This window comes from Acinetobacter sp. CAU_H_S139_7, from assembly GCF_058599305.1.
Genome location: NZ_CM178651.1, coordinates 1,181,304 through 1,205,584 on the forward strand (window position 1 = coordinate 1,181,304; position 24,281 = coordinate 1,205,584).

General features: G+C 41.7%; 18 protein-coding genes. 2 read left to right on the forward strand and 16 right to left on the reverse strand.

Annotated features, from left to right (window positions below; translation table 11 throughout):
* Positions 1-116 precede the first annotated feature (116 nt).
* The 10 genes from mutS to AC4MC0_RS05890 all read right to left on the reverse strand — a co-directional run bounded on the left by mutS (position 117) and on the right by AC4MC0_RS05890 (position 14,982).
* Positions 117-2,750 (reverse strand): DNA mismatch repair protein MutS, encoded by a 2,634-nt coding sequence (mutS, locus tag AC4MC0_RS05845; protein WP_491887358.1) that lies wholly within the window; start codon positions 2,748-2,750, stop codon positions 117-119.
* Positions 2,751-3,001: 251 nt separating this feature from the next.
* Entirely contained in the window at positions 3,002-5,008 is a 2,007-nt protein-coding gene (locus AC4MC0_RS05850) for an esterase/lipase family protein (protein ID WP_491887359.1), read from the reverse strand.
* 132 nt (positions 5,009-5,140) lie between these two features.
* Positions 5,141-6,043, reverse strand: a complete 903-nt coding sequence (locus AC4MC0_RS05855; RefSeq protein ID WP_078425893.1) for an ABUW_2363 family tetratricopeptide repeat lipoprotein — start codon at positions 6,041-6,043, stop codon at positions 5,141-5,143.
* A 123-nt stretch (positions 6,044-6,166) separates the two neighbouring features.
* The gene (gene cysE / locus AC4MC0_RS05860; RefSeq protein ID WP_078425892.1) at positions 6,167-6,976 is read right to left on the reverse strand and encodes a serine O-acetyltransferase; all 810 of its coding nucleotides are present in this window, start codon (positions 6,974-6,976) and stop codon (positions 6,167-6,169) included.
* A complete protein-coding gene (locus AC4MC0_RS05865) occupies positions 6,969-7,817 on the reverse strand; it encodes an RNA methyltransferase (RefSeq protein WP_419380812.1) in 849 nt (282 codons plus the stop codon). Before AC4MC0_RS05865 ends, cysE begins: the two co-directional genes overlap by 8 nt.
* Positions 7,818-7,850: 33 nt before the next feature.
* Entirely contained in the window at positions 7,851-11,420 is a 3,570-nt protein-coding gene (dnaE, locus tag AC4MC0_RS05870; protein WP_491887360.1) for a DNA polymerase III subunit alpha, read from the reverse strand.
* A gap of 184 nt (positions 11,421-11,604) precedes the next feature.
* A complete protein-coding gene (locus AC4MC0_RS05875) occupies positions 11,605-12,234 on the reverse strand; it encodes a hypothetical protein (protein WP_336000386.1) in 630 nt (209 codons plus the stop codon).
* 84 nt (positions 12,235-12,318) lie between these two features.
* A complete protein-coding gene (locus tag AC4MC0_RS05880; protein WP_151835929.1) occupies positions 12,319-13,014 on the reverse strand; it encodes a methionine ABC transporter permease in 696 nt (231 codons plus the stop codon).
* Positions 13,011-14,036 carry a methionine ABC transporter ATP-binding protein gene (locus tag AC4MC0_RS05885; protein ID WP_336000383.1) on the reverse strand — a complete coding sequence of 342 codons (1,026 nt, stop codon included), beginning with the start codon at positions 14,034-14,036 and terminating at the stop codon, positions 13,011-13,013. The genes AC4MC0_RS05880 and AC4MC0_RS05885 overlap by 4 nt, the downstream gene beginning before the upstream one ends.
* Before the next feature lie 73 nt (positions 14,037-14,109).
* Complete coding sequence (locus tag AC4MC0_RS05890) at positions 14,110-14,982, reverse strand: MetQ/NlpA family ABC transporter substrate-binding protein (protein WP_004982088.1); 873 nt, start codon at positions 14,980-14,982, stop codon at positions 14,110-14,112.
* A 489-nt stretch (positions 14,983-15,471) separates the two neighbouring features.
* Here AC4MC0_RS05890 and AC4MC0_RS05895 point away from each other — a divergent pair, with 489 nt between their 5' ends.
* Together AC4MC0_RS05895 and AC4MC0_RS05900 are read left to right on the forward strand one after the other, a co-directional pair.
* Positions 15,472-16,404, forward strand: coding sequence for an IS5 family transposase (locus AC4MC0_RS05895; protein WP_114392660.1), 933 nt, complete (start codon positions 15,472-15,474; stop codon positions 16,402-16,404).
* A gap of 173 nt (positions 16,405-16,577) precedes the next feature.
* Complete coding sequence (locus tag AC4MC0_RS05900; protein ID WP_335998975.1) at positions 16,578-17,666, forward strand: AraC family transcriptional regulator; 1,089 nt, start codon at positions 16,578-16,580, stop codon at positions 17,664-17,666.
* Between the two features lie 47 nt (positions 17,667-17,713).
* On the opposite strand, the gene purD is transcribed toward AC4MC0_RS05900, so the two are convergent.
* From purD to AC4MC0_RS05930, 6 genes are all read right to left on the reverse strand, one after another.
* Positions 17,714-18,997 carry a phosphoribosylamine--glycine ligase gene (gene purD / locus AC4MC0_RS05905; RefSeq protein WP_335998973.1) on the reverse strand — a complete coding sequence of 428 codons (1,284 nt, stop codon included), beginning with the start codon at positions 18,995-18,997 and terminating at the stop codon, positions 17,714-17,716.
* A 141-nt stretch (positions 18,998-19,138) separates the two neighbouring features.
* Positions 19,139-20,713, reverse strand: a complete 1,575-nt coding sequence (purH, locus tag AC4MC0_RS05910; RefSeq protein ID WP_491887361.1) for a bifunctional phosphoribosylaminoimidazolecarboxamide formyltransferase/IMP cyclohydrolase — start codon at positions 20,711-20,713, stop codon at positions 19,139-19,141.
* Positions 20,714-20,803: 90 nt separating this feature from the next.
* Positions 20,804-21,073, reverse strand: a complete 270-nt coding sequence (fis, locus tag AC4MC0_RS05915; protein ID WP_001086304.1) for a DNA-binding transcriptional regulator Fis — start codon at positions 21,071-21,073, stop codon at positions 20,804-20,806.
* A gap of 380 nt (positions 21,074-21,453) precedes the next feature.
* Positions 21,454-22,353, reverse strand: a complete 900-nt coding sequence (locus tag AC4MC0_RS05920; RefSeq protein WP_004696393.1) for an MJ0042-type zinc finger domain-containing protein — start codon at positions 22,351-22,353, stop codon at positions 21,454-21,456.
* 18 nt (positions 22,354-22,371) lie between these two features.
* The gene (gene prmA / locus AC4MC0_RS05925; protein ID WP_004696394.1) at positions 22,372-23,274 is read right to left on the reverse strand and encodes a 50S ribosomal protein L11 methyltransferase; all 903 of its coding nucleotides are present in this window, start codon (positions 23,272-23,274) and stop codon (positions 22,372-22,374) included.
* Positions 23,275-23,388: 114 nt separating this feature from the next.
* Entirely contained in the window at positions 23,389-24,270 is an 882-nt protein-coding gene (locus tag AC4MC0_RS05930; RefSeq protein WP_078425885.1) for a bile acid:sodium symporter family protein, read from the reverse strand.
* Between the last annotated feature and the right edge of the window lie 11 nt (positions 24,271-24,281).

Below are 24,281 nucleotides of genomic sequence, written 5' to 3' on the forward strand. Positions count from 1 at the left end.
TTATATGCACGGCTGTTAAATTTGATAAAAACTGAATATTCTGCTGAAAACTGCTTTTGACAATAAAAAAGACCGTCATTTTGACGGTCTAGATGGGTTACAAAAATAGAAAACTACTATGAATGTAACTGATCTTTCAATGCATAAAGCTGCTGTAACGCTTCACGTGGGCTTAAGTTATCGACATCAATGCTCTTGAGTAGTTCAAGTGCGGCAGAAGGTTTCTCAATTTCGACCACACGTTCAATAATTTCAAGTTCAGGCGTTTCTATTACAGCAAACAAATCATTTTGAATGACTTTAGGTTTTTGCAGTTGTTGCTTCTCTAAAATTTTCAGACGATTTTGTGCTTCTTTGATCACACTGGCAGGAATACCCGCCAATTTTGCTACCTGTAAGCCGTGACTTTGACTCGCTGGCCCATGTTGGACTTTATGTAACAAAATGAGGTTGCCATTGAGTTCTTTTGCGGTGACATGATAGTTATCAATTACGGTTTCTTTGGCCAGTTCGGTTAGTTCAAAGTAATGCGTGGCAAATAAACATAAGCATTTAATGCGTTTGGTTAAGTCGAGTACGCAAGCCCATGCCAAAGATAAACCATCATAGGTACTGGTGCCACGACCAACTTCATCCATCAGAACCAGTGACTGATTGGTTGCATGATGTAGGATTTGCGAGGTCTCAGTCATTTCCACCATAAAGGTCGATTTGCCTGTAGATAGGTCATCCGCAGAACCAATACGGGTAAAGATTCGGTCAATTGGACCTAATACTGCCGATTGGGCAGGTACATATGAGCCACAATAGGCCAATAGGCTAATTAAAGCCGTTTGACGCATAAAGGTTGATTTACCACCCATGTTAGGGCCAGTAATAATGGCCATGCGGTGGTTGAAATCAAGTGTCGTGTCATTCGGTGTAAATGTAGCCTTATTCAAAGCCTCAACCACTGGATGACGTCCCGCAATAATTTTAACCCCAATTTCTGGACTATACTCAGGACGTGACCAATTGCGTAAGCGAGCCTGATGTGCAAAGTTGGCTAAGAGGTCGATTTGCGCAATAGCGCTACTCATCATTTGTAAATGACCAATGTCGGCGCGGAGTTCATCTAAAAGCATTTCGAACAGCATTTTTTCGCGAGCTAATGCACGGGATTCACTTGAAAGCACTTTGTCTTCAAAGCTTTTCAGCTCAGGCGTGATATAACGCTCAGCATTTTTCAAGGTTTGACGTCGAATGTAGTGATCAGGCGCTTGCTCGGCTTGCGCACGGGTCAGTTCAATGTAGTACCCGCTGACACGGTTATAACCAATTTTTAAGGTCGAAATTCCAGTATTTTGACGTTCTTGAATTTCAAGGTCGATCAAGTACTGTCCTGCATGATCGCGGATTTTACGGAGTTCATCGAGTTCATGATCGAAGCCTTCGGCTATTACATTTCCATCCCGTAAAAGCACAGGTGGATGTTCAACGATGGCAGACATTAAACGTTGATGTAAGCCATGGAAATCACCCAATTCCTCATTCAATTGGGTAATGAGTGCAGACTGTTTGCTTTGGATCACGGGCTGAATAGCATGGCGCAAATAAGGCACTTGCGCACAGGCTTGACGCAGCTGTACCAAATCGCGTGGACGGGCACTGCCTAAAGCCACACGGCTGAGAACACGTTCAATGTCTCCAATCTCTTTTAATACTAAACGGACTGGTGATTCATGGTAACCATCCACAAGACTCTTGGTGGCATCTAAACGTGCGTCTAAGAGCTTGGTATCACGTAACGGTTGCATCAGCGTACGACTAAGTAAACGTCCACCCATTGCTGTTTGACAGTCATTGATGAGTTGAAATAATGACGTGCCGTGTTCAAACAGAGGCTCAACCAGCTCTAAGTTTCTACGTGTCACAGGGTCAAGCGCAATGAAATCACTGCTTTGTTCTAGTTGAATCGAACGAATATGCGGCAAGGCAGTCTTTTGCGTTTCTTTGGCATAATGAATCAGAGATGCTGCTGCTGCTTTGGCAAGTGGCAAATGGTCAATACCGAAACCAGCTAAAGTCGATACTTCAAACTGATCACATAAGGTTTTTTGTGCATTGTTTAAATTAAAGTCGACATTCGGACGGCGTGTCACAGGGCAGTCGAGCAGTTTTTTAATGTGTTCAATGATATTGGGGTCGACAATATTTTCATCGACCAAAATTTCACTTGGCATGAGGCGAGACAGTTCAATACCGAGTTGTTCAAGTTGGAACTCTTGTTGTTGAACTTTGAATAAACCTGCACTTAAATCTAACAATGCAATACCAATTTCATTTTGTTGTACGCAAAGCGCCACAAGGTTTGAACTTTGATGTGCAGTCAGTAAAGCATCGTCAGTCAGTGTACCTGGGGTAATAATCCGGACAACACCACGTTCAACAGGGGCCTTACCTGTAACTTCACCAATTTGCTCGCAAATAACGACGGTTTCGCCTTTTTTCACTAAGCGAGCAAGGTAGCCTTCAGCTGCATGGTAAGGAACACCTGCCATAGGGATGGGTTCACCATTGGCTTTGCCACGATGGGTCAGGGTAATTCCGAGAAGTTTAGCGGCCTTATGTGCATCTTCAAAAAATAGCTCGTAGAAGTCACCCATACGATAGAACATCAAAGAGTGCGGATGTTGCATTTTGACGCCCATGTACTGTTGCATCATAGGGGTGAGGGTGGACAAATCAGTGATGATTCCCGAATTGCTCATGTAGGTGAAATCCTTAAATCTTTGAAAATACACAATATAAAAATAGACCGAGCGACACCGCTTACCGTGTGTATTTATGCGCTATGAACAGCTATTGTATGAATGGCAATATCTTAGCAAAATTGAAAACGACTAAACAATAAATCATCTATAAAGCGAACAGTTGTTAAACAGCCAAGTGATTATTGCTGTAGGCTTAGGCGTAAAGCAAAAATAAAAGAGCCTAAACATGTGTTTAGGCTTTTAAAGATTTAAGGTTTATACAGACCGAGTTCAGTCAGGTGCAACCGCAGGATACGACGTAACTCTAGAACGGCTTCAGGCGTTTCTTGAATAGAATGTCCACCTTTAATAATCTTCTCAGACAATGCACCATCTAGATGGGCACTCGTATAAGGCACGACATTATCTGTAATGATATTGAGGTCATCACTTTTAGTCGTATTCCCCATAATGCTATGGAACTTTATCCCTTTATATGGGACAACATTTTTTGTTAATTCAGTAAATTTTGAGTTTTTACTGAGGTCACTAGGACCATTTTGAATCAACCCTTGCCCGATGTCTTTGACGAAGTCTTGCAAATCTGGGTCACTACTTTGTAGGACATCTGTGAGTGCACCCAAGAAAGCGCCTGGTAGCTTGATTACTTTACGGGCAGCAAGAGTAAACCAACGGTCGGCAAACTCTGTTCCTCTATGTGGGGCGGCTAAGAAGATTGCACGGCTAAAGTTTGGAATAGGTTTCATGTCCAAACGTGCTTTAAATAGAGGGTCTTTTTCGAACTGTTGAACACGACGGTTTGGAAATAATTTGATTGCTGAAGGTGTTAAATCTGCATCACTCACGAGGAGTCTAGCAATAATTCCTCCCATACTATGTCCAATGAGTACCGCATCTTTTTTAGCAGGTGATTTGTTGTCTACTAAATTAAAACTTTGTTGAATGATTGCATAGATTTGGAAACGACTTTCCAAAATTGGCATATTGGTCGAGTAGAACACTTGCCAGACTTGATAGTGCTCACGTAGCACGGGATCGCCCATGACATCATTCGTCAAACGAATCCATGCCTCTGGGCTACTGGCTAGACCGTGAACGAGCACCACCACTTTTTTATTTGGGTTGTACGGCTCAAGCATGTATAGGTGCGGCATAGTGAGGCGTGCATCACGATCAATCAGTGATAAATACGCTGCTTTACCTAAATTGTTTTGTGCTAACCATAAGCCATAAGGCGCAGAAAAGTTTGCAGCGAGTGGGTAGCTTTTGCCCGCAATTTTCGCAGATTCAAACTTATAGGGATCATAGGCTGAGATTTCAAACTCAGGGTTATTTAAGATTTCATCGATACTGGATGCAGAGCGTGGCTGTGCAGTAATGGTCGCCGCTAAATAACGGGCATTGTGAATGTTAGGATTACGACCATTGGTGTACTGATAATGCAGTGGATCGACAATATATTTGGTTTTTTCGGGTGAGGTGTCATTGTGCTCAGGTGGGAGGACAATCAGAAACTCTGAACCAAAACCATCGCGACGTGTGATAGAGCGCAGGCCTGAAAAGTTCATATTGTAAGTTGACATCAGTTGTTCAACTTGACGGTTTTTTAAAAGTGGGTAGTTATCATAATTTATGCGGTAAATACTTTGTCCCACTTTTATTTGATTACCGACTTCAGATGGCCCATGGCGCAGGCCATAACTATTTACAAGTTTAGCGATAGCTTGGTTATAAAAGTCACGGAGTTGGACTTGTCTGTTATCAAAAATACGGTCTTGCGGGCCACGTTTGGTGTTAAACATGTAGGCATAACTATAGCGAATGCTTTTATCCAGCATGCCAAGTTGTTGATCTAAGCAGCTTTGGTAGTTTTGTTTTTGCAGCGCCTGTTTTTCTTCCGACTGGGTCTTGGCTAAAATACTCACTTTACAGGCTGATGATTTTTCTAAGGAAAGTGCTTTAGCGAGATAAAGTTCGCTAGCAGTAGAGAGGAGCTGTTCATCTTGAATTTGTGGAATTTGTTTGAGTTCGCTGACACATTCCTCAGGTTGCTCTGAACAGATTTTTGCTTCTCGGCCTGTCATAGACAGCACGTTTAGACTCGCTTCACTGAGCTTATCCCGCGTTAAAATACTCTCACGCTCATTGGTAATCGTGACGTTCAGTGATTGATTTTTCACACTGACCACTTGGCAACCACTCAAAAGCGAAACGAGAGTGGTCATCATCAAGGTGCTACGGATGTATTTAGGCATAAAAAGCGTCGACTACCGTTTATTCTTTTGAATTTTTTAAATCATACGATAATTCTCGGATTTATCAATTCGCCTAAAATAAAAATAGACCGAAAATTCGGTCTATTTTTAGGTACATCATAAATGATGGGATTATTTTGCAGTATTTAGAACTTGCCAAACATTCCAACGACCTTGTTTTTCAATTTCATTAATCAAGCGATCCGCAACTTCAGCTTCTTGCGGATATTTCAGCTTGTAGTTTTTCAAGGTTTGCACCGCATTTTTCTTTTGTTCCATCGCGATGTAGTTATTTGCTGTCGCTAAATAGGCTTCTTGAACACCAGATTTCATTGCTTTATCGAGGTATGGCATCGCTTCACGTTGACCACCACCTTCAGACAAGGCAAAACCGAACCAGAAGTTTGCTTCAGGGTCTTCTTGGTTAATTTTTAAAATACGCTGTGCATAAGCCAAAGACTTGGTGGTATAGACTGAACCAAGGTCTAAATTACGTGCCATAACGCTAGCTTTGAACGCACGAACCAGTACATCAAATGAAGCATTGTCTTTCGACGCTAACGTATCGAGCTGTTGTGTCACTTCTTTTAGTTTTAACTCAAAACCTTTACGTTCTTGGCGTTCTGTAAAGCGTGGTGGGTAGTGACGGGCTTTGCCTTCAACCAACTGTAAGAAGTCATCAATTTCAGTAATGTCGACTTCATTGTCGCCCGCCAGTACGGCAAACTTCAACTGACGGTCTTTGCTGTTTACGGTTGGAATAATCAGTTTATTGGTGTCTAAAACCAGTTTTTTAGATGGATCGTCAGAGCGAGTCACTTCCATTTTAGTTACGGGTTGAGCCGCTGCTTTTTTTAAGTTAATTTCAAATGGAGGTGGCGCATCATAATTAAATGGATTGAGTGCATAAAATGGTGCAGTTAATTCAGGCTCTGTAAAAACGATGGTATCGCTATTGTTCTTCGTTGGGTTTGAGCTACACGCTGTTAAAAACGAGACAGCAAGAACAGCAACCGCTAAGGGTTTAAGCATCATAAGGTTCATCCATTCATTATTTTAAGAAGTGGTATAAAAGGCATGTTCGTCAGTCTAAAAAAACTCTGATGAACATGCAAGGTTTGCTATAGGCAGGGTTTCAAAAACTAACACTTTTCATGTTTAGTCATTGGATGGTAGGCTTTGAGCTTCACATTCGCGGCGTACATCTTCCAAAATTTTCAATTCTTCAGCACTAAAGGGTTGTTCATTTTGTTGTTGCTTTTTAAAAGTTGGATCAAGCAAAGACAAACGTTGGCATAGGGTGCTCATCCGTTTCTCATTCAGCTGAATACGGTCAAGTAGAACACGCATACCTTCAAGAATTGGATCAGACTGGTCTTGCGTTGCAGCATAAGGTTGGAAACCAATACTTTCTGCATAATCGCGACGACGTGTTTCTGCTTCATCTTTCGGTTTATCTTTAGAAATAAAGCGTGCAGGGTTACCAACTGCTGTGGTGTCGGCTGGAACTGCTTTGGTGACGACTGCATTTGAGCCGACTTTCGCATTTTTACCAACAGTAAAAGGGCCTAAAATTTTAGCACCAGCACCAACCACCACACCGTCTTCTAAGGTCGGGTGACGTTTGCCTTTATTCCATGTGGTTCCACCTAAAGTGACACCGTGATATAAGGTCACATCGTCGCCAATTTCAGCGGTTTCACCAATCACGACGCCCATGCCATGGTCAATAAAAAAACGACGACCAATTTTAGCACCCGGGTGAATTTCAATACCTGTTGCAAATCGGCTAAAAGAAGATAATAAACGAGCTGAGCCTTTACATTCTTTTTTCCATAACTCATGCGCCATGCGGTGCATGATCAAGGCATGAATGCCTGGATATGTGGTTAGAACTTCTAAAGTGTTTCGTGCCGCAGGATCGCGCGCGAATACAGCTTGTATATCTTCTTTGAGCTGTTTAAGCATTAGATTGATCCTCTGTTTGATCCGTATTTGACTTTTTCCATGTGCCGTTATTTAAAGCTTGTACACGACTAAAAATACCACGAAGTAAATGATATTCCATACGATCTAATTGTATACGTCCAAAAAGACGACGCAAGCGTAAAGGCAGTAATCGAGGATTTTTTGGATCTAAAAATTCAATCTCGGCCAACATTTTTTCAATGTGCGGGTAGAACTGTTCCATTTGCTCATGGGTGACCAAAGGCTCATCCCATTGCATAGACTCAGTATCTGTTACAGGCATGGTTGCAGTTTCATCTTTACCGCTTTCCACAGCAGCCAGTGTGGCCATACGCATTTCATAACAAATCACTTGAATCGCTTGAGCCACATTTAGTACACCATAGTCTGTATTTACAGGAATGGTGACATGATAGTTAGCCATGGCGAGTTCTTCGTTGGTCAGTCCGCGGTCTTCACGGCCAAATACAACAGCAACGTCTTGCTGATCATTCACCACTGCTGAAATTGATTTTTCAGCTGCGGGACGTGCGTCTAGCAAAGGCCAAGGAATGGTACGACTACGCGCACTCGTGCCAAACACTAAATGGCAGTCTTTGATGGCATCAGCAAGGGTTTCAACGATTTCAATCTGCTCAATTAAATCAGTTGCACCCGCAGCCAAAGCATCAATATTGGGATGCGGATAGGTTTTTGGCGCAACCAAAACCAGTTTTGAGAGTCCCATCGTTTTCATGGCGCGCAGTGCGCTACCAATGTTTGCAGGGAGTGTGGTATTGACCATGACAATACGCACATGGGAGAGATGCGCTGAAACAGCGGCATTGTCAAATTGGCTCATGATTTTTCCAATGAATCTTTAAAATTTAAATAATTAAGAGAACTGACCGACTTCAGCTTGATATAAGTCCATGGCATCATCCATGCTCATATCCGCAGGGGGCGGTGGTACATCTACAGGTTTGGCTTCTTCATAGCTCACCGCTTTGGCTGCTTTGGATTTGACTTGATATTCCACATGAAGATTTTCTTTACCAAAATAGTCACGCAGTTTAGACAGAAGGTCATCCAGTGGCGCCACTTTCCAATTAATCCCTAAGTGCAATTCAGCCGTGGCATACGGGTAGTCCAACAGCAATTGCAGTGGGATGTGATTACACATATCGACATTACAAAAGGGTGCAAGAATATTTTTTAAATCTTGGCTCAGTGTTTTTGTGCTATGTGTTGGGTCGAGACGAATTTGAATACAGTTGGCGCGTTTTTGACGAATTTCATTTAGGGTAAATGCTTTGGTTAAGCGACCCATTGGACGGTCAAAACCTTCACGTTCGTAAATTTCACCTTCAATTACCACCACTTTTTCATTTTGAATGATGTCTTTAAAACGCATAAAGCGTTCATGGTTCGCAGAGACTTCGATCCGTGAGGTACCATCATCTAAGGTCACCATCATTCGGTTCGGGAAGTTAGCTACATCAACCACAAGCCCAGCAAAAACCGTAGTAACACCACGACGGGTTGGGGTAAGTTCATTAATTTTATTCGGAATAAACGCTTTCAACTCAGTGCGATATACATCAATTGGGTGACCGGTTAAATACAACCCTAGAGTGTCTTTTTCACCTTTGAGACGGACTTCATCTGACCAAGGTTTAACAGGTTTGGCGGGTTTACGTTGTACTTCTTCAACCTCACCAAACAAGTCCATGATGCCTGTTTCACGGTTTGAGCGAGCTTGATCTGCCGCTTGTACCGCTTCAGGTAGCTGCGCCATTAGGCTTGAGCGCTCAATGCCGAGGCAGTCTAAAGCACCTGAGCGAATCAATGCTTCTAAAGTCCGTTTATTGATTTTTTTCAGATCAATACGATGGCAGAAATCAAACAAATCACGATAAGGCCCATCTTGAATACGCGAGTCAATGACCGACTGCATCGCCGCTTCACCGACGCCTTTAATTGCACCGAGTCCATAAACGATCGTTTTATCGTCCGAAGCATGGAATTGATAGATAGACATATTGACCGAAGGCGGCAATACCTCTATATCATTGTGGCGACAGTCATCAATCAAGAACACCACGTTATCGGTGTTTTGCATTTCCGATGACATCACCGCTGCTAAGAATTCAGCTGGATAATGCGCTTTGAGCCATGCCGTTTGATAAGCTACAAGGGCATAGGCAGCGGCATGCGATTTGTTAAAGCCATAACCTGCGAACTTTTCCATATAGTCAAAGATATGGTTGGCAGTGGCTTCATCAATGTCTTTTTTGGCTGCACCTTCCGTGAAAATTTGGCGCTGTTTGACCATTTCTTCGGGCTTTTTCTTACCCATCGCACGACGTAGTAAGTCCGCACCACCCAAGCTATAGCCCGCACAATACTGTGCTGCCTGCATTACCTGTTCTTGGTAAACCATAATGCCGTAAGTCGGCTCAAGTACACCTTCAAGTAGGGGGTGAAGATATTCAAACTCGCCACCATGCATACGGTGGATAAAGTCTGGAATCAGGTCCATTGGGCCCGGACGGTAAAGGGATACGAAGGCGATAATTTCTTCAAATTTGCTTGGACGTGCTTCCTTGAGCATTTTTTTCATGCCCACGGATTCAAACTGGAAGACCGCTGTGGTGTTGGCATTGGCAAAGATGAGGTATGCATCTTTGTCATCAAGCGGAATGAAAGCAATATCTAAAGGCACATCTAGCTGAATGCGCTTATTGATATTCTTCACGGCATCTTCAATGACCGTTAAGTTGCGCAGACCCAAGAAGTCGAACTTTACTAGACCTGCAGATTCAACATCGTCTTTATCATACTGCGCAACACGACCTGTACCATCTGCGTCACATAGCACGGCAGAAAAGTCGGTAATTTTAGTCGGGGAAATGACCACGCCACCTGCGTGTTTACCTGTGTTACGGGTAATGCCTTCGAGTTTTAATGCCATTTCCCAAATTTCAGCGGCATCGTCATTGTCTGGGTTGGATGGGTTAGTAACAATATCTTTAAGCTGTGGCTCTGCTTCAATGGATTCTTCGAGGCTTAAACCTAAAGGTTTGGTCGGAATCATTTTTGAGATTCGGTCTGCCAAACCATAAGATTTACCCAAGACACGTGCCACGTCACGAATGGCACCTTTGGCTGCCATAGTACCGAAAGTGGCAATTTGTGATACTGCATCGCGTCCGTATGTACGCGCCACATAGTCAATCACACGATCACGACCAGCAATACAGAAATCGACGTCGAAATCGGGCATTGAAACACGTTCTGGGTTTAAGAAGCGTTCAAAGAGTAGTCCGTATGGGAGAGGATCGAGATCCGTAATTTTTAAGCTGTAGGCAACAAGCGAGCCTGCACCTGAACCACGACCTGGACCAACGGGAACGCCATTACCTTTAGACCATTGGATGAAGTCCATGACAATCAAGAAGTAGCCCGGGAAACCCATTTTAAGAATGGTCCCGATTTCATACTCTAAACGATCATCGTATTCTTTACGTTTTTCAGGCCAGTATTCATCACGCGTTTCTGGTGGATATAAAAAGTCTAAACGTTCTTCTAAACCTTCTTTGGATAAATGTGCAAAGTAGGTGTCGATGGTATGGCCTTCTGGAATAGGGTAGTCAGGCAGGAAGTATTTACCTAATTGCAGGGTAACGTTACAACGTTTGGCAATCTGATAAGTATTTTCAAGTGCAGAGGGAATGTCTGCAAATAACTCCGCCATTTGTTGGCCAGATTTAAAATATTGCTCTGGAGAGTAATTTTTTGGTCGACGGTTATCCCCTAATACATAACCATCGGCAATACAGACCCGAGCTTCGTGTGCCTCAAAGTCTATTTCTTTCATGAAGTGCACATCGTTGTGCGCAACTACACCAATATTGTATTTTTTAGCCAGTTTTAAGGCTTCATAATTGAAGTCATCTTCGCCTGAACGCTCTGTTCGACATAGAGCCAAATAAACACGATTGCCAAATTTTGTAATCCATTCTTCGAGTAAAGGTTCGGCTTTTTGCGGATTCGATGTACAAAGCATTTTGCCGACATCAGATCGCATGCCAAGTAGCGCAATCAGGTCATGGTTTTGTTCTAAAATCCAGTCTTTTGCAACGCAAGGAATATCAAGCTGTTGACCACGGATAAAACCTTCTGAAACCAGTTCGGTTAGATTACGCCAGCCAACATTGCTCATCGCCAATAATGTCACGCGATGTTCAGCATCGTTCAAGCGAACTTCTGAACCCATAATCGGTTTGATGCCATTATCTAAGCATTTACCATAAAATTTTACAGCAGCGTGTAAGTTAGATAAGTCAGTAATGGCAAGGGCTGGCATACCTTCTGCCTTAGCAGCTTTGACTAAATCAGGTATACGTACAATTGATTCTGTGATTGAAAATTCTGTATGAATACCAAGATGTACAAAGTGCATAAGTGAGTCCCTGCAAAAACCGCTGAATAGTTTAACATGCTCTGCCTTCATTCTGAGTGCGATTCAAATGAATTGGCAAAATTTAATAGCACACAGTGTTTGGACTGTTTATTTTATTGTCAGTAAGTTCAAAACGACTTAGAAAAGACAATGTCACCCTTGTTCTTTGGCACAAAAAAAGCCTTTAGCAGGCCACTGCTTGCTGAATGGCAAAGCTGCTTAACCGTCCATTTTTAAAACCAAAGTTGAGATAAGCCGTGTAGGGTGGGGCAAAGTTTTGTGGTTCTTTTAGAAAGGCTTTGATTTCATTGGGCTGCAAGAGCAAAACTTGGGCTTCACCTGATGCTACTATGCCTTGTGCACTGTATTTAAAGTCTTGTTTAAACTGCTGTAAAGTATAATTTGGTGTGATCTGAATATTTTGCACGCGTATATTTTCGCTCATTGCTTGAGTGCTTTTCCAGTCAAGCCAAACACGGCCTTTGGTTTGACCGAGTTGTTTGAAATTCGTTTTGTCTTTATAGAATTTTTCAGTCTGAATCTTTGGATTATCTTCGTTAAAAATCTCAAACTTTAGGCTTTTGGGTTGGGTACTTGCAATACTGTATTCATAGTTGCCTGTACATTCGGCATATCGTTTGCTGGTTTTTCCATTCGGATGAGCGAGTAATTGACTGACTTGATGTGCTGACATGGGTGCATTGAGTTCAACCTGATTCACTTTCACACTGGTGACGTAGTTATAGGGATTTGAAGCTGCATGACTGAGCATCGGCAAAAGACTTAGACTGATCAATAGAGTTGTTATTTTCATGTTATAGCTTTTAAAGGTTTTGTTTGCCGCATTATATAAAATTTAGACCTGAAAAAAGCTCCCAATATTGAGAGCTTAATTTTGTTAGCGCAGTTTAGATAGCCAATCCCCGACAGACTGTACAATTTGCACCATGATCAACAGCACAATTACTGTGAGTATTACGACACTGGTGTCAAAACGTTGATAACCATAAGAAATAGCAAGGTCACCAATACCGCCTGCACCCACTGCGCCAGCCATCGCGGTTGCACCAATTAAGCTGATGGTGGCTGTGGTTAAGTTTAAAATCAGTGAACTGCGTGCTTCAGGTAGAATAAATTTGAAGATGATTTGTAGCGGAGTTGCACCCATTGCTTGTGCAGATTCGATAATGCCTTCATTCACTTCCAGTAATGAAGTTTCCACCAAACGACCAATGTATGGTCCGACATAGATGGTGAGCGGAACAATTGCAGCCCACGTGCCAATCGATGTTCCGACGATGAGTTTGGTTAAAGGTAAAACCGCAATCAGCAAAATAATAAAGGGTAGAGAGCGCAGAGCATTCACAATCGGGTTCAGGCTGTGATAAATCGCTTTGTTTGGCAAAATACCATGAGGACGTGTGACCAATAAAATGATGGCCTGAATAAAGCCCCAAATACAGCCAAACAGCATTGCAAAAAACACCATATGAAATGTTTCTTGCAAAGCGGTAATAAACTGATCAATCGATAAAGAGCTTTTCCAAAAAGGTGCTGTGATTTGAGTTAACCACTGGACAATTAAATCTCTCATGCCAGCTCTCCTGATTGTTCAACAGCCACACCATGTTGTTTTAAAAACTCAACCGCTTCAGCGATCAGGCTTTCATTTCCCAAGAGCTGAACAAACATTTGTCCAATCACATTGCCATCAATTTCAATCATGTTGGCAAACAGGATATTGAGACTAATATCAAACTGTTTAATTAAGTTTTGAATTACGGTTTCGTGTGCAGAGTTACCAAGGAACTGTAAGCGGTAAATACTATGATGATGCTTATGTTCGAGGTTATTCAGAAGCTTAATAGGTAACTGTTGATGCAAAATCGTTTGAATAAAATTCTGTGTTGTTGCATGTTGCGGGCGACTAAATAAGTCCACTGTTTTTCCAGTTTCAACCACTTTGCCAAGTTCCATCACGGCCACATGTGAGCAGATGCTTTGGATCACATCCATTTCATGCGTCACCATGACGATGGTAATGCCTTGCTCTTGATTGATTTTTTTGAGCAAGTCCAAGACCGATTTGGTGGTTTGTGGGTCTAGTGCAGAAGTTGCCTCGTCACAAAGTAATATTTTAGGATGGTTGGCAAGCGCACGTGCAATACCGACACGTTGTTTTTGACCACCCGAGAGCTCATCTGGGTAAGCTTCTTTTTTATGTTTGAGGTCAATAAACTCAAGTAGCTCATTCAAACGTTGTTCACGTTCAACTTTGCTATAACCCAAAAGTTTCATGGGCATTTCAATATTGGCTGCAACGGTTTTGGTTTGCAGTAAATTAAAATGCTGAAAAATCATGCCAATATTTGCACGTTCTTGACGTAATGCTTTTGCATCTAATGCAGTAAAGTCTTTCTGATTGATAATTACTTGGCCTTGAGTTGGGCGTTCAAGTAAATTGATCAAACGAATGAGGGTACTTTTACCTGCACCACTATAGCCAATAATGCCAAAAATACTACCTTCTGGAATGTCCAAATTGATTTGGTCCAGTGCAGGAATGGTTTGGCCCTTCAACTGATAGTGCTTTGAAATGTTTTTAAATTGAATCATATCGTCAAAAACTACACAAAAATGAAAAAACAGGCAAAGAGACTTTGCCTGTTTCGTTGATTTGATTATATTACTATTTAGCTTGAGTAAGGTAGCTTACTGGCTTGTTCACATCAATTTTTGTGCCGCCAAAATGTTCTTGAACATATTTGCCTACTGCAGCGACATGGTAAAGCTCACCGACTTTTTTCAGTACAGGGTCATTTTGACGCGCTTCAGCCACCGCAAGTACGTTCACATTCATTTTTGTGGTTTGATCGATTGGCTCATAGTAAATCGCATCTTTCAATACGTTTAGACCACCTTCCATTGCAAGGGTATTACCCAAAACAATGGCATCAACTTCGTCTTTCACACGTACAGCCGTTGCCATTTGAATAGGCTTGATGACGAGAGCTTTGTTGTTTTCAACGATGTCTTTAGAAGTGCCTTTCACGAAGTCAAAGTCATTTTTTAACTTCACTAGACCCGCAGATTGTAATAATAACAATGCACGTGATTCGTTCGCACCATCATTTGGAATCGCAATCGTTGCACCATTTTTAAATTCAGCCAGTGTTTTTACTTTGCTTGAATAGATGCCCATAGGCTCTAGGTAGGTCGTTGAAAGTGGAGCAATCTTTGCTGTGTTTGCTTCGTTATATGCCACGAGGTAAGCATAAGATTGGAATGCGTTGACATCGACTTCATTGTTTGCAACAGCGGTGTTCATTGCGACATAGTCAGTGAAGTTTTTAATGTCTAACTTTAAGCCAGCAGCTTTGGTTTCTGGCAAAGTTGCAATGTGGCGCCAAATATCAGCATCAGAACCAGTCGATGCGATGGTTACTGTTTGCTCAGCTGCTGCAGTATCCGTTTTAGCCGCATCTGTCGCAGGTGCTTCAGGTTTGCTACAACCCGTTAAAACAACAGATAAACCCAGCGCAATTCCTAGAATTTTTTTCATTTTTTCTTCCCGATTAAGCATCCAAACGAGGCTTAACTTAGCTGAACAATAGAGAGATCAATTGATTTTAAATCAGGCATTCCTGATTTGATGCATATGACTGTAATGTGAGTTTTGTAAGCGCACAATTCGATATCAGTCGAATATGTGTTTTCGCTTTGAAAAAGATTAACTTTTTCAACTCACTAGAAACATCTCTGCTCAATCGTTAAATTTTGCACATCATATCAACAAAGTAATATTCGATATAGAGCATAAAAGTTCAATACTTATCTTATTTATAGATTAGTAATTTGCATTTTGTTTGTAATTTTATAATGAAAACAATATATTATTTTTAATTAATCTATTTAAAAATAAGAATTTGCATAAATTTTGTGCTTTATAAGATTTTATCTAAACTAAATACAAAAAATAGATATAACGAGTATAAAGGGCTTTGTTGCACAAACCTATCTGTAAAGGGTTTTTCAGCGATATAATTTTCAAATGAAGAAGCCTACACACAAAATCTACCGCACAACCAATTGGCCCGCATATAACCGAGCACTCATGAGTCGCGGAAATATTGCCATTTGGTTTGATCCTGCTACGCAATGGTATGCGCCATCAAAAGGCAAACAAGGGCGAAATCAAACCTACTCCGACGCAGCCATCCAATGCTGCTTAATGATTAAATCCTTATTCCGTCTGTCTTTACGTATGGTCACTGGCTTTGTGCAAAGTCTGATTAAACTTTGCGGATTAAATTGGATAGCTCCAGATTACACCACGCTTTGTAGAAGACAAAAGCATATTGATATTGTAATCAGCTACCAAAAAAGTAGCGATGGGCTGCATCTACTCATGGACTCTACAGGCATGAAGTTTCTAGGTGAGGGCGAATGGAAACGCAAGAAACATGGACCTGAATATCGTCGCCAATGGCGTAAACTTCATATTGGTATAGATGCTAAAACCCTACAAATACGAGCAGTTCAGCTTACAACCAATAATGTCAGTGATTCACAGGTGCTTGGTGATTTACTTAATCAGATTCCACAAGATGAGCGGATTGACTCTGTTTATACCGATGGAGCTTATGACACCAAGCAATGCCGTCAGGTCATTGCAGATCGGCAAGGGCATGCGGTGATTCCACCTAGAAAAAATGCGAAACAATGGAAAGATACAAAGAGTAGCTCGCTAGAGCGAAATGAATTACTTCGAACAATTAAACGTTTAGGCAGGACACTATGGAAAAAATGGTCAGGCTATCATCGGCGAAGTTTGGTTGAAACTAAGATGCATTGCATCAAATTATTAGGAGATAAACTCAGTGCAAGGAGTTTTGATAGCCAAGTGAATGAAATCCATGCACGTGTAGCAGTCCTTAACAGATTTACGGAATTAGGTCGACCACTTACCCAAGTTACACCTTAAATTTAGCTCAATTAGGGGCGCTTTGCATTTCCAATCTTTGTGCAACAAAGCCGTTTGAAGCGCAAAATTGATGAACAAATAAATTGCTCATAGGGCTATTCTGCCGTGGCTTTTTTATGCTAACTTGACGTAATGAGTCAATTTTTTGACGTATTGAGACAGGGATTGTGGAAATGAATCAGGAAGATTCACTCGCAGTTGAGTACCCTAAAAATGGCCATGAAGACATGGTGCATAGTTCGGGGCTACGTGGCTATCTAGAGGTAATGCAACAATTGGGCATTGACCCAATATCGTTGTTGGCCAAGCATGGAATTCAACTTGCACAATTACAAGATGACAATGCATGGATTTCGCATACAGCACTAATCCAACTTTTAGAAGAAAGCGCGCAACAGGCCAACTGTGCCGATTTAGGTTTGCGGATCTCACAGTATCAAGATATTGGCATTTTGGGTGTACTTGGGCTGATCTTACAAAGTGCATCGACACTGCGTGAAGTGATTAAATACAGTTCAGATTTACTGTTTTTACATGGTTCTGCTTTACGTTTATATATCAATGACCGAATGAGTTCTGAGCTGTTTGGACCGCATGCAGATGTTGTAGAAATTATTTTTGATATTCAATTGAACGATGCTACAGATATTGTGAGTAAACGACAGGCCATGGATTTGGGGCTCGCTGTGTGTCATCGGGTGCTTTGTTATTTAAGTGGTGAGCAATATCAGCCGCTTAAGGTTGCATTACCCCATAGTCCCATAGCATCTTTAAATGTATATAAACGGTTTTTCCATACAGAAGTCGTGGCAGACCAACAGCATGCGGCATTGTTTATACATAAAGATATGTTGAATATTACTATAGATAGTATCGACCATGGCTTACGTGAAATTGTAGACAGCTATTTGGAGCAGAGTTTTCGCAGTCACCGAGGCTCGTTTAGCGATCGTGTGCGACATGCGATACGCATTCATTTATCAGGTCCAAAAGCCAATAAAACAGATATTGCAAATATGCTTGCGATGCATCCTCGAAGCTTACAACGTAAATTAGATGAAGAAGGGACCAGCTTTGAGCAGATTCGAGATAAACTCAGACAACAGTTGTTGTTGCAATATTTAGCTGACTCAAAAGCATCGATGAGTCAAATCGCTTCTGTACTGGGTTTTTCCGAGCAGTCAGCATTAAGCCGTGCCTGTAAAAATTGGTTTGGTGTAACACCGAGACAGCTAAAAAGGCTTCGCAGCGGTTTGCAATAAAAAAACCCGCATTTAGCGGGTTTTTTAAAGTGTGTTGACTGCATTACTTATGCGTTTTCACGCGCAATGGCACGATAACCAATATCTGTACGGTATTGCATACCCGTAAATGTGACTTGACCACAAACTTCTAAAGCATTGACTTGTGCTTCAAGTACGGTATCACCAAGAGCTGTCACACATAAAACACGACCACCCGCAGTCAAGATGTGACCGTCGGCACTCATTGTTGTGCCCGCATGGAAGATTTTTGTGTTTTCAGGAGATTGACCAAGACCAGAGATGACGTCACCTTGACGAACGGTTTCTGGGTAGCCTTCAGCTGCAAGAACAATACCAATTGATTTGCGTTCATCCCATTCAGCTTCTGCTGGAAGATTACCTGCAATACCAGCTTCAACCAGATCGACCAATGATGATTTTAAACGCATCATAATCGGCTGAGTTTCAGGGTCACCAAAACGACAGTTGAACTCGATCACTTTTGGTTGACCTTTGTCATCAATCATCAAGCCTGCGTATAAGAAACCTGTATAAACGTGACCGTCTTTTTTCATACCTTCAACGGTAGGACGCATCACTTCATTCATGGTTTTTTCAAATACATCTGCAGTCACCACAGGAGCAGGAGAGTAAGCACCCATACCACCCGTGTTTGGACCTTGGTCGCCTTCAAAAATACGCTTATGGTCTTGAGATGTTGCCATTGGTAAGATGTTGTCGCCATCAATCATACAAATGAAAGATGCTTCTTCACCTGCAAGGAACTGTTCAATCACAACACGTGAACCGGCATCACCAAACTTGTTGCCCGCCAACATGTCATCAATCGCATCAAAAGCTTCTTGGTTGGTCATGGCTACAATCACGCCTTTACCCGCAGCAAGACCATCGGCTTTGATCACGATTGGCGCGCCATTTTTTTCAACAAATGCTTTCGCTGCATCGACTTCAGTAAATACATCGTAGAACGCAGTAGGAATGTTGTGGCGTTTTAAGAAGTGCTTAGCAAATGCTTTTGAGCCTTCTAGCTGGGCAGCAAATTGAGTTGGGCCCCAAATTTGAAGCTCTGCCGCGCGGCAAGCATCAACTACACCATTTACCAGCGGTGCTTCTGGACCCACAATAATCAAATCTACTGCATTGTTTTTTGCAAAGTCGATAATTGCAGCATTGTCTAAAATGTTGAGTGCAACATTTTCACATTTGTTTTCTGTTGCAGTTCCTGCATTACCTGGTGCAACAAAAACTTTTGCAACTTTTTCATCTTGAGCGATTTTCCATGCCAATGCATGTTCACGACCGCCATTACCCAAAACTAAAATGTTCATCTTACTATCCTTTTTTAATCCCTCCCAACCTCCCTTTGAAAAGGGAGGGGCATCACAAATTTAAAGAGTCCTTTAATTCATGACAAGTCCCCCTTTAAAAAGGGGGATTTAGGGGGATTTTTGAATATGAATTATTGTAAATTAATGACGGAAGTGACGCATGCCCGTGAAGACCATTGCAATACCTGCTTCATCTGCAGCAGCAATGGTTTCTTCGTCACGCATAGAACCGCCCGGTTGGATAATACATTTAATGCCTGCTTTCGCTGCATTATCAATACCATCGCGGAATGGGAAGAATGCATCAGACGCCATTACAGCACCTTCAACCACTAAGCCTGCATGCTCCGCTTTAATCGCAGCAATACGCGCTGAGTTAACACGGCTCATTTGACCTGCGCCTACACCAATGGTTTGACGACCTTTAGCATAAACAATGGCATTTGATTTCACGTATTTCGCAACTTTCCATGCAAAAATTAAGTCATCAATTTCTGCATCAGTTGGTGCAACTTTGGTCACCACTTTAAGGTCATCTTTGGTGATCATGCCTAAGTCTTGGTCTTGAACCAATAAGCCGCCATTGACGCGTTTATAGTCAAGTTGAGCTTGGCGTGCGTCAATTGCTGGTAATTCACCACAAACGAGTACACGAACATTTTTCTTTGCACCAGTGACTTCAAGCACGCCTTCAGCGATGCTCGGTGCAATGATAACTTCAACAAACTGACGATCTACAATGGCTTGTGCAGTTGCAACATCTAATTCACGGTTGAATGCAATGATGCCGCCAAAAGCTGATTCAGGATCTGTCGCATAAGCCAAGTCATATGCCGCTTGAATACCATCTAAAGACACAGCAACGCCACATGGGTTTGCGTGTTTAACGATAACACAAGCAGGTTTTGCAAATGATTTGACACATTCAAGTGCGGCATCTGTATCTGCAATGTTGTTATACGAAAGTTCTTTACCTTGAAGTTGTTTCGCTGTTGAAACAGAGGCTTCAGTTGCTGTGCTTTCTACATAGAATGCTGCTGACTGATGCGGGTTTTCACCATAACGCAAGTCTTGAGCTTTATTTAACTGTGTATTGAACGTACGTGCAAACTTGTCTGCTTGACCTTCTTCCTTGCCTACGCGAGCACCTAGGTAAGAAGCAATCATGCCATCATACTGTGCTGTATGTTCAAATGCTTTAACGGCTAAATCAAAACGAGTTTCGTAAGACAAAGCACCATTTGTTTTAAGCTCAGCAACAACAGTGTCGTAGTCTGTAGCATTGACCACAATACCGACAGAAGCATGATTTTTCGCAGCAGCACGCACCATAGTTGGGCCGCCGATGTCGATATTTTCAATCGCATCCGCAAGTGAGCAGTTCGGTTTAGCGACAGTTGCAGCAAATGGATAAAGGTTCACAACCACAAGATCGATCGCATCAATATTGTGTTCAGCCATCACAGCTTCGTCTAGACCGCGACGAGCTAAGATACCACCATGAATTTTCGGGTGTAGCGTTTTTACACGACCATCCATCATTTCTGGGAAACCCGTATGCTCTGAAACTTCGACTACAGCGATATTGTTGTCTTTTAACAACTTATATGTACCGCCAGTAGATAAAATTTCTACCCCTAGAGCAACAAGGTTTTGAGCGAACTCAACAATGCCAGTTTTATCGGAAACAGAGATTAAAGCGCGTTTAATGGTCATGATCTTCGTCACAGTTATCAAGAATTAAAACAAAAAGCCAAAAATAGCAGGTAAAAAAAATGCCCGCGGAAGCCGCAAGCATTTTATCATTTATTCACTCATTAAACCGTGAGCTTTTAACTTTTTACGTAAAGTTCCACGGTTAAGTCCTAGAATCTCCGCAGCACGTGTTTGGTTACCGCGGGTATATTCTAAAACTACAGATAGAAGAGGTTTCTCCATTTCTGCCAGCACCATGTCGTAGACCTGAGATGGTTGCTCGCCTTGCAGTTGTGCAAAATAGTGGCGAACTGCGCGATCTACGTGAATACGAAGAGCGACATCAGACTGTGCAGTAAAAATAGGAGATTTGCTATTCATGCGAAGTAATCCGAAAAATCTAAATATCACTTGGGTAAAGTGACATATATAAAGTGGTCTAAAATTAAAATGAACTTCGTTTTAGATCCTAAAACGACTAGTTCTAAAACTGTACATTTAGCATGCCACAATATCGCCAAGTTGGTCGAAATATAAGCGTAACAATAGTTAAATATTTGTTACCGACCTTTTTTAAACAAAAAAATCTGCTCAATACGCGATATTTTGATAACGCGCATTTTTGCTGATGTTCTATTTGTATTAAAAGACTGAGGAGATTGCAGCACTAAGCTTTTGTGGCGCGTATCATACCATTGTCTAAGAAAAAGTGAGCAAGAAAACTGCATTTTTTTTCACTTTTTTTACATTTTTTTTAAATTTTAGGGCTGGACTATTTCTAAACTGTAATGATTGAAGCTTTTACGACTTACTGGCAGGCTAAATTTGAATTTGAATGGACTATTTTTAGGAATTCGTTTAATTCCAACCAGGCTATCAATCAAATATTCATTTGCATGTAGTTGATAGGTTGAATCGACTTCACCATCCACTTTTAAAATGACCTTAAGATCTGGTAGGGGAAGACTGGTGTCATGATAATTGATCAGTTCACCTGAAAATTGAGTTTTCTGTGCATCGAGACGTTTTACTTTTAATTTATTAATGCTGATCAGACTGTAACGTTCTTGTAGGCTGCTACAGTTCAGTACGAGACAAATTTTATTATAGGTTGCACCTAATGCGGGGCTGTTATTGAGGATATGTGGGTTAAACCATAAGTATTGGAAACACAATAATGCCAATAAGCTGAAGTTAATCATACCCCAAAGCATATAGTACATCGGGCTTTTTTGCGGTTTCGCTGGATTGTTGTCTGCCAAATTCATGGCAGGATAGTTACCAATCGGGTCGGTACTAAAATAGTTTAAATTGTTTAAATAAGTTTTGAGGTCAATGTTGGAGTGCTCAACTTTCAGGTTGAAAATATCAAGCAAATTTGATGTCGACATTGAAAGTGCAGCAGATTGTGATAAATCAAAATGAATGCTGTCTACACGAGGAGAGGAAAATGCTGAATTTGAAGACATGCTCATGTCATTCTGATTCGACGATCTTTCCTCACCTGTGTCAACAGTATGACCCGTGGTTAAATGCGAGAGCGCATTAAAGGTCATCGAACACTTTGGGCAACAAACCATACCTTGCGCAACAGTGAGTTGCGCAACACTTACTTTGTAGATGGTTAGGCATTTAGGGCAAGAGGTTTGTTTGTCGCTCATAGTGTATTAAGGGTTCATTTAAAGGGTGTGGCGTTTACCCGAGATTCGGCACCAGTTTTCATCACGTTTCTCGACCTCTAATATATCAAAAAACTCAGAATAAACACTAGAAACATCAGAAACTTGCTCTTCAATTACACCTGCAAGTGCGAACTCTCCCTCAGATTTGACTAAAGTTGCGAATTCAGGCGCTAACATCATGAGCGGGCCTGCCAAAATATTTGCAACAAAGACATCTGCTTTTTGGTCAGCAAGCTCTAAATTAAACTCATCTGGTAAGCCGACATAAAGGTTCTCAGCCACGCCATTGAGCGCCGCATTTTGTTCAGTGGCTAAAATTGCTTGTGGATCAATATCTGTGGCATAGACTTTTTTTGCACCAAGAAGTAGAGCAGCAACACCTAAAATACCTGAACCGCAACCATAGTCGATCACGATTTTATCTTTAACATCAGTTTTACCTAACCACTGCAGGCAAAGAAAAGTAGAGGCATGGTTCCCCGTGCCAAACGCTAAGCCTGGATCAAGTTTAATGTTGACTGCATCTGGTTCTGGTGCTTCCATCCATTCAGGAACGATCCAGTATTTGTCAGCAATTTGAATTGGTTCGTAGGCATCCATCCATGTGCGTTCCCATTCTTGGTCTTCAAGAAATTCGCTACGCATCGGTGCATCAGGCATTTGAGTGCGAATAAAAGTTTCTAATGCATTGACATCAATTTCTTCATCGTCTTCTTGCGCATAAATACCTGTCACAATGACTTTATTCCAAAGTGGCGTTTCACCTGGAAGTGGTTCAAGTAAGTCTTGGTTTTCTGCATCATCTAATGTGACACTGACTGCACCCAAAGATTCTAAAAGGGTTTCAGTAAAATCGACTTGCGCTTGATCAACCGTAATATGAATTTGTAGCCACTTCACAGGAATAACCTAATATTTATGTATAAATAAATATTGTAGCGGAACGGGCGACAGTTCGACAGCATTCCTCAAAATAAAAAAGGATGCCGAAGCATCCTTAGACCTATATCAGTTCTAGGCTTGTTCTGTGCTGGTTTGAACCGATGGGGCATAACGGTTGAGTAATGTCCCAAAGATGGCAGCAAAGATATACATAAAAATAGAATAGACCGCTGCGGGCATGGCAATGGTGGTACTGGCCATCACGGTGAGTGCAATGGTCATGGCAAGGGTACTGTTATGAATGCCAATTTCAAAGGCACAGGCCCGAGCTTGAGCACTGTTGATCCCCAGTAGTCTCGGTACAAAATAACCAATCATTAAACTACAAATACAGAAAATGACTGTGGCTAAACCGACCTGAGTCAGATACTCCAGAATATGTGCGCGTTCTTTGGCTATTGCTCCAACAATGATTAAGACCAAAAATACAACAGAAAAAATACGTAATGGCTTATTCAGCTTCTTGGTAAAAGAGGGTGCATAGTGGCGAATCAACATACCAATACAGACAGGGATAAGAATAATTGAGAAAACTTGTAAGATTTTACTAAACTGCATACTGACGTGTTGTCCATCCTGCATAAAGTATTGAATGGCAAAGTTGACAATTAGCGGCAAGGTAAACGCTGCAATAACGGAGTTAATTGCGGTTAAAGTAATATTGAGCGCAATATCACCTTTAAACAAATAGCTAAATAAATTTGCAGTACTACCACCTGGAGAAGCTGCTAAGAGCATCAAGCCGACGGCAAGCAGTGGCGGTAAGTTGAGTACTTTGCAAATTACAAAGGCAATCCCAACAAGAAGTACCAACTGACAAAATAAAGCAACCAATACTGCTTTGGGATGTTTGCTGACGCGTGCAAAATCCTTCGGGGTTAACTCTAAGCCCAAGCCAATCATGATGATGGCAAGAGCTAGAGGTAACATAATAGTGATAATTCCTGAATCCATAGGTGTATATT